General features: G+C 59.4%; 17 protein-coding genes, 1 pseudogene and 1 other annotated feature. Of the genes and pseudogenes, 10 read left to right on the top strand and 8 right to left on the bottom strand.

Annotation, left to right across the window (positions count from 1 at the left end):
• The first annotated feature begins 1 nt into the window (after window position 1).
• From P8S53_RS20595 to P8S53_RS20570, 6 genes are all read left to right on the top strand, one after another.
• Window positions 2–1345, top strand: a complete 1344-nt coding sequence (locus tag P8S53_RS20595; RefSeq protein WP_277807525.1) for a nitrous oxide reductase family maturation protein NosD — start codon at window positions 2–4, stop codon at window positions 1343–1345.
• Window positions 1314–2207, top strand: coding sequence for an ABC transporter ATP-binding protein (locus P8S53_RS20590; protein ID WP_277807524.1), 894 nt, complete (start codon window positions 1314–1316; stop codon window positions 2205–2207). The genes P8S53_RS20595 and P8S53_RS20590 overlap by 32 nt, the downstream gene beginning before the upstream one ends.
• Window positions 2204–3025: an ABC transporter permease gene (locus P8S53_RS20585; RefSeq protein WP_277807523.1), complete on the top strand. Its 822-nt coding sequence runs from the start codon at window positions 2204–2206 to the stop codon at window positions 3023–3025. The genes P8S53_RS20590 and P8S53_RS20585 overlap by 4 nt, the downstream gene beginning before the upstream one ends.
• Window positions 3022–3588, top strand: a complete 567-nt coding sequence (locus P8S53_RS20580; protein WP_277807522.1) for a nitrous oxide reductase accessory protein NosL — start codon at window positions 3022–3024, stop codon at window positions 3586–3588. Before P8S53_RS20585 ends, P8S53_RS20580 begins: the two co-directional genes overlap by 4 nt.
• Window positions 3589–3602: 14 nt before the next feature.
• Window positions 3603–4532: an FAD:protein FMN transferase gene (locus tag P8S53_RS20575; RefSeq protein WP_277807521.1), complete on the top strand. Its 930-nt coding sequence runs from the start codon at window positions 3603–3605 to the stop codon at window positions 4530–4532.
• A 317-nt stretch (window positions 4533–4849) separates the two neighbouring features.
• A protein-coding gene (locus P8S53_RS20570) for an IS3 family transposase (RefSeq protein ID WP_277807420.1) occupies window positions 4850–6084 on the top strand; the annotation gives its coding sequence in 2 pieces (ribosomal slippage) (window positions 4850–5144 and window positions 5144–6084; 1236 coding nt in all).
• Window positions 5137–5253, top strand: a sequence feature (AL1L pseudoknot). (Overlaps the previous gene by 117 nt.)
• 58 nt (window positions 6085–6142) lie before the next feature.
• Here P8S53_RS20570 and P8S53_RS20565 read toward each other — a convergent pair.
• On the bottom strand, window positions 6143–6322 hold the full coding sequence (locus P8S53_RS20565) for a hypothetical protein (protein WP_277807520.1): 180 nt from the start codon (window positions 6320–6322) through the stop codon (window positions 6143–6145).
• 306 nt (window positions 6323–6628) lie between these two features.
• Between P8S53_RS20565 and P8S53_RS20560 the strand changes: the two are divergent.
• From P8S53_RS20560 to P8S53_RS20550, 4 genes and pseudogenes are all read left to right on the top strand, one after another.
• Window positions 6629–6838, top strand: a pseudogene (locus P8S53_RS20560) (transposase domain-containing protein); the annotation flags it as partial.
• A 229-nt stretch (window positions 6839–7067) separates the two neighbouring features.
• On the top strand, window positions 7068–7259 hold the full coding sequence (locus tag P8S53_RS20555; protein WP_277807519.1) for a hypothetical protein: 192 nt from the start codon (window positions 7068–7070) through the stop codon (window positions 7257–7259).
• A gap of 133 nt (window positions 7260–7392) precedes the next feature.
• Window positions 7393–7683: a hypothetical protein gene (locus tag P8S53_RS21495; RefSeq protein WP_373418567.1), complete on the top strand. Its 291-nt coding sequence runs from the start codon at window positions 7393–7395 to the stop codon at window positions 7681–7683.
• Window positions 7658–8134 (top strand): transposase, encoded by a 477-nt coding sequence (locus tag P8S53_RS20550; RefSeq protein WP_277807518.1) that lies wholly within the window; start codon window positions 7658–7660, stop codon window positions 8132–8134. The genes P8S53_RS21495 and P8S53_RS20550 overlap by 26 nt, the downstream gene beginning before the upstream one ends.
• A 92-nt stretch (window positions 8135–8226) precedes the next feature.
• Here the strand turns inward: P8S53_RS20550 and P8S53_RS20545 are convergent, their stop codons facing one another.
• Genes P8S53_RS20545 through ccoO form a run of 7 tightly spaced genes read right to left on the bottom strand, consistent with a single transcriptional unit; the run spans window position 8227 to window position 11469 of the window.
• Window positions 8227–8460, bottom strand: coding sequence for a hexameric tyrosine-coordinated heme protein (locus tag P8S53_RS20545; protein WP_277807517.1), 234 nt, complete (start codon window positions 8458–8460; stop codon window positions 8227–8229).
• On the bottom strand, window positions 8408–8602 hold the full coding sequence (gene ccoS / locus P8S53_RS20540; protein ID WP_277807546.1) for a cbb3-type cytochrome oxidase assembly protein CcoS: 195 nt from the start codon (window positions 8600–8602) through the stop codon (window positions 8408–8410). The genes P8S53_RS20545 and ccoS overlap by 53 nt, the downstream gene beginning before the upstream one ends.
• A 35-nt stretch (window positions 8603–8637) precedes the next feature.
• Window positions 8638–9450: a DUF2189 domain-containing protein gene (locus P8S53_RS20535; protein WP_277807516.1), complete on the bottom strand. Its 813-nt coding sequence runs from the start codon at window positions 9448–9450 to the stop codon at window positions 8638–8640.
• Between the two features lie 12 nt (window positions 9451–9462).
• Window positions 9463–9627, bottom strand: a complete 165-nt coding sequence (locus P8S53_RS20530; RefSeq protein WP_277807515.1) for a hypothetical protein — start codon at window positions 9625–9627, stop codon at window positions 9463–9465.
• Complete coding sequence (gene ccoP, locus P8S53_RS20525) at window positions 9624–10556, bottom strand: cytochrome-c oxidase, cbb3-type subunit III (RefSeq protein ID WP_277807514.1); 933 nt, start codon at window positions 10554–10556, stop codon at window positions 9624–9626. Before ccoP ends, P8S53_RS20530 begins: the two co-directional genes overlap by 4 nt.
• Window positions 10553–10744 (bottom strand): cbb3-type cytochrome c oxidase subunit 3, encoded by a 192-nt coding sequence (locus tag P8S53_RS20520; protein WP_277807513.1) that lies wholly within the window; start codon window positions 10742–10744, stop codon window positions 10553–10555. The genes ccoP and P8S53_RS20520 overlap by 4 nt, the downstream gene beginning before the upstream one ends.
• Window positions 10741–11469, bottom strand: coding sequence for a cytochrome-c oxidase, cbb3-type subunit II (ccoO, locus tag P8S53_RS20515; RefSeq protein WP_277807512.1), 729 nt, complete (start codon window positions 11467–11469; stop codon window positions 10741–10743). The genes P8S53_RS20520 and ccoO overlap by 4 nt, the downstream gene beginning before the upstream one ends.
• Between the last annotated feature and the right edge of the window lie 2 nt (window positions 11470–11471).

Raw genomic sequence — 11471 nt, 5'->3', positions numbered from 1 at the left:
GATGGGTAGCCTGCGTCATCTTCTCGCGGCGCTGCTTGTTGCTCTCGTCCCCGTATTTGCCGGGGCGGGAGAGCATGTTGTGCCCGCCGAACCGGGGGCGCTGGCTGCCGCCATTTCCGGGGCCAGCCCCGGCGATGTGCTGATCCTTGCACCGGGCCATCACGATGGCCCGGTGATACTTGAGCGCCCCATCACGCTGGACGGGCGCAATGAGGCGACAATTGACGGGCAGGGCGTGGCGGATGTGATCCGCGTGACCGGCCCGGATGTGGTAGTGCGCGGGCTGACGCTGATCGGGTCCGGCAATGCGCATCCGGTGGTGGATGCAGGCGTGAAGCTGGACCGCTCTGCCGAGCGCTCGGTGGTCGAAAACAATGTGATGATCGAAAACCTGGTCGGCGTGCATGTGTTCGGCGCGACGGATTCCATCGTGCGCGGAAACACGATCATCGGGCGGCAGGATCACCGCATGAATGACCGCGGCAATGGCATCTATGTCTGGAACGCCCCCGGCACGCTGGTTGAAGGCAATGACATCCGCTTTGGCCGCGACGGGATTTTCGCGAACGCCTCGCGCGACAATATCTTCCGCGACAACCTGATGCGCGATCTGCGCTTTGCGGTGCATTTCATGTACACAAACAACAGCACGGTCTCGGACAATGTCTCGATTGGCAATCACCTAGGCTATGCGATCATGTTCTCGAATCGCACACAAATCACCGATAACCTGTCTCTGCGCGACCGCGGTCACGGCTTGATGCTGAACTTTGCCAATAATGCCGATGTCAGTGGCAACCTGATCCGGGGCGGCACGCATGAAAAATGCACCTTCATCTATAACGCCCATCGCAATGTGATCGTCGGTAACCGCTTCGAGGGCTGCGATATAGGCATTCATTTCACCGCCGGGTCTGAGCGCAATGCGCTGACTGGCAATGCTTTTATCGGCAACCGCACGCAGGTCAAATATGTGGGCACCCGCGATATCGAATGGAGTCATGACGGGCGCGGCAATTACTGGTCAGATCATTCCAGCTTCGATCTGGATGGCGACGGGATAGCTGACGCAAAATTCCGCCCCAATGACATGATGGACCACATCCTGTGGTCACAGCCTGCCGCTGGTCTGCTGCTGGGCTCGCCCGCCGTGCAGCTGATCCGTTTTGCGCAGGCACAATTTCCCGCCACGTTGCCCGGTGGTGTGCTCGACAGTTTTCCGTTGATGCGCGCACCCGAGATTACGGTTCCCGATGACATTGCCCGGATCGAGGCCGAAGCCCAACCCGCGTGGCAATATGGAAGGTTTGACAATGCCGAACTTGACCCTCTCACATCTCACTAAGACATTCGGCGCCACGCGCGCCCTGCACGATGTAAGCTTCACGGTCGCGCCCAGCGAAAGAATTGCACTACTGGGCCATAATGGCGCTGGAAAATCCACGCTGATGAAGATCGTTCTGGGCCTGATCCCGTATGACGGCGGCACGGTGCAGGTTTTAGGGGCTGCCCCTGGCGATCGCGCGGCGCGTCGTCAGGTGGCTTATTTACCGGAAAACGTTGCCTTTCATCCGTCACTGACCGGGCTAGAGCAAATCCGCACCTATCTGCGGCTGCGCGGCGAACCCGCGAGCGACGCGATGGCCCTTCTGGAACGTGTTGGGCTGGCTGAAGCTGCGAAACGTCGGATTGGCACCTATTCCAAGGGTATGCGCCAGCGGGTCGGGCTGGCACAGGCTCTGATCGGAAAGCCACGCCTTCTGGTGCTGGATGAACCGACATCGGGGCTCGACCCAGTGTCACGCCGCGAATTCTACACCACGCTGGACGGGCTGGCAGCGGATGGCGCGTCGATCCTGCTATCCAGCCACGCCCTCACCGAGGTCGAGGCGCGCACTGATCGCATCGTGATCCTCTCCAAAGGAAAGATGGTGGCAAATGCCTCCCTTAATGATCTTCGCAGACAGGCGGCTTTGCCAATTCAGATGCATGTACTGACCCGCGCCGATATGGCAGATAATGTGGCCGAAAACCTTGGTGGAGTGCGGTTCAATGGTGCGAGCGTCAGTCTGAGCTGTTCACCCGAACAGAAACTGGCGCGACTGAAGCAGGTCACGGCCCTTGGCGGACTGATTGAGGATGTCGAAGTTATCCCGCCAAGTCTCGAAGATATCTACACCCATTTCAGCAAGCAGGTGCAACCATGAACGCCATTCTTGCCATTTCTGTGGCCGAGTTCCGAATTGCGTTCCGCAACCGCTGGGTCGCAATTGCCATTGCCATGATGGCGCTATTCTCGCTGGTACTTGCAGGTGCCGGAAGTGCCCCAACAGGGACACTTGGTGCAGACCGTTTATCGGTGACAGTGGCCAGCCTGACCAGCCTTGCAGTCTATCTCGTGCCACTGGTGGCGCTTTTAATGAGCTTTGACGCCATCGCCGGGGAGTTTGAGCGCGGCACCTTATCCTTGATGCTTACCTATCCGCTGGGGCGCTTCGAGATTCTGCTGGGTAAGTTCATCGCGCATCTGCTGATCTTGTCATTAGCTGTAGCCATAGGTTATGGGCTGGCAGCGGGCGCCGCGATATGGGCTGACCCGCGCGCCAGTGCTGGCTTGCCAGCCATGTTCCGCCTGTTCTGGACATCGCTGCTACTGGGTGCCGCCTTCGTGGCGATCGGCTATGCGATTTCGGCCTTTGCGCGTCGTCCCGGTGCTGCGGCGGGGCTGGCGATCGCGTTGTGGCTGGTGATGATCGTGCTCTATGATCTGGGCCTGCTGGCCGCCGTCGTGGCCGACGATGGGGGGCGCTTCACCACCGAGGTTTTCCCCTGGCTGCTGGTGGGTAACCCCGCTGATGCCTTTCGCCTGTATAATCTGGCCGCCTCTGGCGCGACAGCGGCAGCCTCAGGGATCGGAGCCGCCGCCCATACAATTGCACCACGCCACGCACTTGCCTCTATACTGCTCTGGCCGCTGGTGGGGCTTGGCATTGCCGTCCTTGCCTTCAGAAAGGTGACACCATGAAACGCAGTCTGCTTTTTTGCATCGCTCTGCTTACACTGGGGGCCTGCCGTGAAGATGGCAAAGCCACCCTGCCAGAGCCCATGACCATGACCGCCGAGGCCGTGGGCCATTTCTGCCAGATGGAAATGCTCGAACACCCCGGCCCAAAGGCGCAGGTATTCCTTGATGGCCTGCCTTATCCACTGTTCTTCAGCCAGGTGCGCGATGCCATCGCCTATGACCGGATGCCGGAACAAAGCCACATGATCGCAGTGATCTATGTCTCGGATATGGGCTGGTCCGGGGCAAGTTGGGACAACCCCGGCGCGGATAACTGGTTCCTTGCGAGTGCCGCCTATTACGTTGTGGGATCGGATATGGTGGGGGGGATGGAAACCCCCGAACTTGTGCCCTTCTCCACACATGAGGGCGCACAGGCCTTCATCGCCCGCCATGGCGGCGAGGCGCTGCAACTGGATGGCATCACGGATGACATGGTCCTCGCCCCGGTCGAATTTGAATCCGATATCGGCATTGAGGATGATGGCGATTTCGAAGAACGCCTGCGCGCCCTGTCGCGCTAACAGGAGGGATGAATATGACCTTATCGAGACGCCGGTTTCTGGCCATTTCTGCGGTAGGCTCTGCCTTGCCGGTGGCAGCGCTTGGGCAATCGGTGCATCACTGGCGCGGGGTGACGCTGGGGGCAGATGCCTCGATCACGCTGGCACATCCGGACGCCCCCCGCATCGTGGCGATGGCCCGCGCTGAGATTGCACGACTGGAAGATGTCTTCAGCCTGCACACGCCCGGATCGGCATTGAACCGGCTGAATGCGACTGGCAGGCTGATCGCCCCAGCACCCGAACTTCTGGAATGCCTGAGCCACTGCGCAACGCTTTACCGCGCCACAGATGGCATGTTCGACCCCACGGTCCAGCCGCTCTGGGTGCTTTATGCGCGCCATTTCGCAGGGACAACCAATGCGGCCCTACCCGACAGGCCTGCGTTGAAGGTAGCGCTGGAACAGGTCGGGTTTGACAAAATACGCCTTAATCCCAATGAACTAGGGCTGAGGCCCGGCATGGCGCTTAGCCTGAACGGGATCGCGCAAGGCTTGATCGCCGATAAGGTGGCCGCGCTGTTGCGTGCTCAGGGCTTGACCGATGTGCTGGTCAATACCGGGGAATTCGCAGCGCTTGGCCGAGCTCCGGACGGCCAAGCGTGGCAGATCAGTTTACGGTCGGGGGATGATCTGCTGCCGGACCGGGTTGCTCTTCAGGACGCCGCGCTGGCGAGTTCTGCAGCTCAGGGCATCAGCTTCGACGGCGAAGGCCGCGTCGGTCATATCCTGAACCCTATAACCGGGTTGCCCGCGCCCAAGAGGTGGAAACTTGTCACTGTAACCGCCCCTCAGGCATGGCTTGCCGATGGTCTGAGCACAGCCTTCTGCCTGATGAACCGCAACCAGATCGCACAAACGCTTCAGGCGTTTCCGCAGGCAAAAATTGAACGCCTGATCGGATAGCTCCTGAAGGTGCAGCGCCGCATGTAAGATAGCTACGTAAGAATTCCGCTTCCCACGCTACGCCCGGCAATCAGCGACAGCATTTGGCGGCGGGCGCAGGATCATGATTTCGACCGCGTCTTCCGCGATGGCTTCGGCGCGGTAGACATCGCCTTTCATGAGGGGGGCTGGGACAATGTGCGGCATATGTGCTGAGGTGAGGTAACTACGGCATCCATCGTGACCCATCATAAGAAGCTCCAAGCGCAATCAGTGCAAAGGTAAATGAATCGCTCCGGGTTTGTCGGAGACCATCAACTTAAGTAAGGATGATGGTTATGACGAAAAGCAAAATGGCAAATCGCTACTCGCCCGAGGTCCGCGCACGTGCGGTGCGGATGGTGTTCGAGCATCAGGGCTCATACGAAACGCAGGCGGGCGCGATCGCGGCCATTGCACCCAAGATTGGCTGTATTCCCCAGACGCTGCGCGAATGGATCAAGCAGGCCGAGAAAGACAGCGGCATGCGCGATGGGGTGACCACTGAGGAACGGGACCGGATCAAGGCCCTGGAGCGTGAGGTCCGGGAGCTGCGCCAGGCGAATGAAATTCTCCGCAAGGCGTCAGCTTATTTTGCGCAGGCGGAACTCGACCGCCCACTGAAGCGATGATTGCCTTCATTGAAGATCAGCGCATTGTTTACGGCGTCGAGTCGATCTGCAGGGTTCTGCCGATCGCGCCGTCAACGTTTTATCACCGCCTCGCATGTCGCGCTGATCCTTCCAAAGCATCGGCGCGACATCAGCGGGATGCGGAATTGCGACCAGAAATCAAAAGGGTCTGGGATGAAAACTATCAAGTCTACGGGGTCCGCAAGGCGTGGCACCAGATGAAGCGCGAGCGCTTTGATGTGGCCCGCTGCACGGTTGCACGCTTGATGAAGCAGATCGGCATCCGTGGGGCTGTGCGCGGCAAGGTGGTCAAAACAACGGTTCCAGACACGTCAGCGCCCTGTCCGCGTGACAAGGTGAACCGTCAGTTCCGGGCACCGGCACCAAACATGCTGTGGGTCAGTGATTTTACCTACGTGTCGACATGGCAGGGCTTTATCTATGTGGCCTTCGTCATCGACACATTCGCTGATCGCATTGTTGGTTGGCGGGTATCGCGGTCTGCCAAGACAGACTTTGTTCTCGATGCCTTGGAACAGGCCCTGCATGATCGACGGCCTGTCCAGAAGAGCGGCTTGGTCCATCACTCGGATCGCGGCGGGCAATATTTGTCTATTCGATACACCGAGCGTTTGGCCGAAGCGGGCATTGAGCCATCGGTCGGCAGCGTCGGTGACTCATATGACAACGCCCTCGCGGAAACCATAAACGGCCTCTACAAAACCGAGCTGGTTCACCGCCAGGGCCCTTGGCGCAACATGCAGGATCTGGAAATGGCCACCCTCGGCTGGGTCGATTGGTTCAACCACAGACGCCTACTCGGGCCCATCGGGAACATCCCACCAGCAGAGGCTGAAGAGAACTTCTATGCAAAGCGTGACGTGCTCGATATGGTCGCGTGAAATGAAGCTATAGGTCTCCGACAAACCCGGAGCGATTCAGAGCGGCAACGGGATCAGTTCAACGTTGTTCATCGTCAAGCTCCTCCACGATGAGGCCCGCAGCCTGCATCAGAATCTGAGCCAGCGTGATTGTGGCCTTCGCCCGCTCCGCCTCGTTCATCCCATCCACCTTGCAGGGCCCGAACATCAGGCTCATCTGCCTGCCCGAGGCCGACACAGGCGCGTTGTGCTGCTTCATCGACTTCCTCCCTTACGATTCCAGTTTCGCGCGGGGAGTGTGCAAGAGCAGCTGTGGGCGTGACCAGCCTCTTGAGTTCAGACAGCGCCGCGACATCGACCTGTGGCTGGCCAATGCTCATCTCGGCGCAGACGAGGGGATCCACCATCCAACCTGGAATCGAAACAACAATGCCAGGCAGGCCTTCTACCTTGAGAAACTGACCAGTCGCGCGCTCCTCTACCCGCCGGATACTGACCTTCCGGCCGAAATAGGGATGCCAACGGTAATGAATTTCCCGCTCTTCACCGACATGGGCAGAATGAACGGGCAATGGCTCTTGGAAGGAAGAATTATCTGTTCATGGGATCAAAGGGAGGAGGTGATGCCGCAGCCATCGCCTATACGCTCATTGAAACCTGCCGCATGAACAATGTCGATCCCGAAGCCTGGCTGCGCTGGGTCCTTGCCCGCGTCGCAGATCACAAAATGCCCCATATCGACGAACTGATGCCTTGGAACTGGACACCTCAATAAGTCAACGCCAGTCAGACCGGACGGATACGATCATGCGGCGGACGGGTATGGCGACGCGCACCATCTGGCGCTGGCAGGAGCGGTATCTCGATGAGGGCGTTCGGGGCTGCAGCATGACAAGACAAGGCCGTCGCAGGTGCCGTCGCTGCCTATGGAAACAAGGCTGAAGGTCATCGCGAAACCCGTTTAGGAAACCCCGCCGAATGCTACGCACCGGAGCCGCGCGCTGATGGCCGAAGCGATGGGTATCTCGCCGTCGAGCGTGGGTAGTATCTGGGCGGAAGCTGGCTTGAAGCTGCACCTCACGAAGGGGTCCAAGGTCTCGAACGACCCGCTGTTCGAAGAAAAGGTCACCGAGATTGTCGGACTCGCCGAGTGGCGCGGCAGTTCGAGAATACACCCCGGGGCATCCGGGCCCTGATCCGCTGGCTCGATCAGACGCCGATCGCTCGGATCGTGTTCGAGCCGACAGGGCCCTATCATCGGCCCTCGAGACAGCGCTTTCGGGCAAGTTGGTCTAGGTCAAGCCGCTGCACGCGCGCCGCTTTGCCGAAGTGTGCGGGACGCGAACCAAGACTTATGCCGTCGACGCGCGCATACTGGCTCGGATGGGGGCAGCCCTGAACTTGGAGCCGGACGCGCCAGTATCGGAGAACCAGCTTGTTCTCAGGGACTTGCAGCTGGCACGCACAGCGCTGGTCAAGGAATGCTCACGCCTTCGCAACCGCAGCCATGTGCAGGTAAACCCGATTCTAAAGCTCCAGCTTAAGGCACGCCTGACGCTGGTCGAGCTGCAGCTAGCAGAACTCGATACCGAGATTGCCGCACCATTTCGCCAGCGATGAAGCCTTGCAGCGCAAGGGCGATATCCTGGGCCCCATCACCGGCCTCCGAACCATCGCGGCAGTTCTGATCCTGACCTTCCTACCGAAAATAGGCACGCTCGAAAGAAAGCAAGCCGGAAGTCTCGCTGGTCTTTTCCATCATATCCGCGAGGCCGGTCAGTGGAAGGGAAAGTCATTGATCATTGGCGGGAGAAATTCCCTGCGTGACGCCCTCTACATGCCTGCTCTTTTGGCCATGCGCTTCAAGCCGGACCTCAAGACAAAATATGCCACACTCCGCGAGGCAGGAAAGCCCGCCAAGGTCGCCATCATAACCCTCATGCGCAAGCTCATCGAAACTGCCAACGCTCTCGTCAACGTCGATCATATCTGGAACCCGAAACCGACTTGTCCAAGACGGATAGTCACTCTCATTTTCGCTCTTCCAACTTCATCGCGAGGGTACGTTTGATCCCGTCATCCAAGATATCACTGTCTGCCTGCAGGCCGAACCTTGCTACCTACGCTGGGGCGATAAATAAGTTGCAGGCGGTCCACTCATCTTCAACGGTTACTCCTCCAGTAGCCGTTGGCCGCTGCCACAGTCGCGAAATGCGTTGCGACCACCTGACTGGACGCGATTAGCGCGTCCGCGTTTTCTGCATAGATTGGGCGCAGCCTCTCGCGCATCTCTGCGTCCGGCTGGGTCATCTTGATGGCGACGCGCGCCATCTTAACGGCAAGGTCATAGCCCTCCTGCGGAGTCGCGGTTTTCAGGGTCGGGAGCCATGTGGTCATGTAGTTTACCTTCCTTTTCGGGTGGGCGATTTTGTGAGGGTGTGTATTCTGAGGCAATTACACGCCAGGCGTTGCCGTCGGGGTCGTCGAACTGGCTTGACCTGAGCGCCCAGAAAAAAGCAAAAGAGCCGAGCAAACCCATACCAAGCGAGACGGGGATGAGGACGTAAAGCGCGCTCATATCGCTCCGCCCTCGATTGCAGGCGCACCAATTGCGCGCCATGCATGCCAAGTGCCGTAGCCCAACACCGGAAAAACCACCACCAGCGCCAAGAGGGCAGTGGCCGCTGACAAAGCCATGCCGACCCCGATGATGGCCCCCCAGGTCAGGCAGGGCGCGAGGTTCTTGTTGGTCATGGCGAAGCTCGCGCCAAGAGCGGTTAGCGCGTCTCGCCGCTCGGCCATGAGCATGGGCACGGAAAACAGACTCAGTGCCAGCGCGAAGGCGGCAAACATTCCGCCAATTGCCGTTCCTGTCAGCAGCAGGCCCCAGCCCATGGGCGTAAAGAACACTTTGCTCAGCGCGTCACCTGCAGGCGGGATCGGGGCCATGCCGAAAAACAGCGCATAAAGAAGATCTGCCGCGCGCAGCCAGAACAACACCAGCAGACCCAGCAAAAGCCCGGCATAGGCCATCTGCGCCCCTGAAGCTGGACGGACCAGAACCATCTCGCGCAGGCTGGTGATCTTGCCCTGACTGCGCCGCAGGCTTTGCGAGTAGAGCCCTGCCGCGAGAAACGGCCCTACGATCAGGAAACCCGAGAGCGCGGGCAGCGCCAGATACAACAGACCTGTCGCCGTCAGCGCGGCGAGTACCACATAGGACAGAAGCATCACAAACCCGCCATAGACCAGACTCTGCACAGGGGCTGCGCGCAAATCGTCCCAGCCAGCGGTAAGCCAGTTGAGAGCCGTGCGCGCTGGAAGGTTACGTGCGAATTTCGACGTGGGACGTTCTGGCGAGCGAATAGTGGGAAGAGGTTCGAGCATGGATCTGGCCTTTCAGCAAGCACGTCGCGCGGGCGTCGCGGATGGAGACTCGACCGCGATGCAGGCGGATTGCGAGGACACGGCCATCGTGACCATGTAAACCTTGTAGCCAAACAGCAGCCCTACGGCGACAACGGCACCGCCAATGGCCAGCCGCTTTTGTAAGCGTAGGGTCATTCCTCGGTCTCCACCATGGCTTGGGGCCGCATGTCCTCGGGGGCCGCGCCGGACAGACGCGCGGTGTAAAGCGCCAGCAGATTGATTTCAGCATCACTCAGCCGGTTTGACCAATGCGGCATGATACCTTGACGCCCTCGCAGCAGAATATCCATAACGGTGTCAACGTCCTGACCATAGATCACCGCGTGATCCACCAACGAGGGGGCACCGTTCATGAACCCGCCTGCTCCTTGGTCATTATGGCAGGCAGCACAATTTTCATCGAACAGTGTGGCGCCTTCGCTTTCGTGATCGGCATTGCCCGTTGGCAGATCCGCGACATAGTCAGACAGGGTCAGACGTTCTGACCGATCCATCCACTCGAATGCAGGCATTTCTGCCCAGCGTGTGTCGGGGTGCTCCGCATTGATGCCCACCTGCAAGGTCACCGCAATGTCTTCGGGGGTCCCGCCCCACATCCAGTCGGCACTGTTCAGCGCCGGAAAGCCCGGCCCGCCCGCGCCATCCTGACCATGGCACATGGCGCAATTGTCCAAAAAAAGGCGATGCGCGGCAGGTAGCGCAGTGGCCATCAGAGCGGCATCCTCGGCAAGGGCTGCAAAATCACCGCTGGCGAACTGATCAAGCCATGCGCTCCGCCGCTCGGTTACACCTTCGAAGCTGACCCGCGCCATTTCGCCCTGGTCCAGCCCCAGCACACCGGGCAGATAACTGCGCACAAGTGGCCAACTGGGCAGAAGCACCCAAGCAATCATCGAATAAACAAAGGTCAGCGCCAGAGCGACCAACACAATTTTCGGAAACGGCGTATTGAGTTCCGTGATGCCGCCCCAATCGTGGCCGGTGGTTTCGTAACCGGTCACCGGATCAATCGCGCGGCTGCCAGTCTTGTCAGCACCAGGAAGCTCATGCGGATCGGTGGTCATACTTGCGTCCCTTTCCGCCGCATCTCTGAGGGGGCCGATCCTTCTTGGGGCAGGATGGATCGTGCGATACGTTCCTGCTCCACTTTCCGACGGGGATTATAGGCTCGGATCAGGACGATCAGCAGAAAGCCCCCCATCCAGATAGGGCCGAATATCTTTGCAATCAGAACAAGGGTTTCGTAATTCATTCCGTAGTCTCCTGATGCAGATCATGGGCTGCTGATGTCAGTGTTCCGAGCGATTGCAGATAGGCGACCACAGCGTCCATCTCGGACAAGCGTGCAGGGTTGCCGTCGAAGACGCGCACATTGATATTCTCGCCATAGCGGGTCCGCAGGTCGTCGACACTGTCCGAGTTTGGCCGGGCTTGCGCCAGCGCATCAGCACGGGCATTCGCGACCATATCTTCGTCATATGGTACGCCGAGGCGCGCCAGTGTCGCGAGGCTGGGCTCCAGAAGCGAGCTGTCCAGCGGACGCATCAGCCAAGGATAGGATGGCATGATCGAAGTCGGGACCACGTCGCGCGGATTCATCATATGCGCCACATGCCAGTCATCCGAGTATTTCCCGCCAACACGTGCAAGATCCGGCCCGGTGCGCTTGGACCCCCATAGCATGGGGTGGTTATAGGCACTTTCGGCAGCTATCGAATAAGGTCCGTAGCGGTCCAGCTCATCCGCCAGACTGCGGATCATCTGGCTGTGACAGGCATAGCAGCCTTCACGGATATAGATTTCGCGCCCAGCAAGCTCCAGCGGCGTATGAGGACGCATGTCGTCGGGAATTTCCACGGTCTCGTCGATGGTAAAGAGCGGCGCGATCTCGACAATCCCGCCGATCGAGGCCACGAGGATGATCCCGCCGACAAGGCCCATGGACAGTTTTTCAAGGTTGTAATGCAGTTTCAGCATGG

The organism is Roseinatronobacter sp. S2 (assembly GCF_029581395.1).
Lineage (GTDB): Bacteria > Pseudomonadota > Alphaproteobacteria > Rhodobacterales > Rhodobacteraceae > Roseinatronobacter.
The sequence above is the reverse complement of the archived record's forward strand: the minus strand, read 5'-3'. Positions and strand labels throughout refer to the sequence as shown.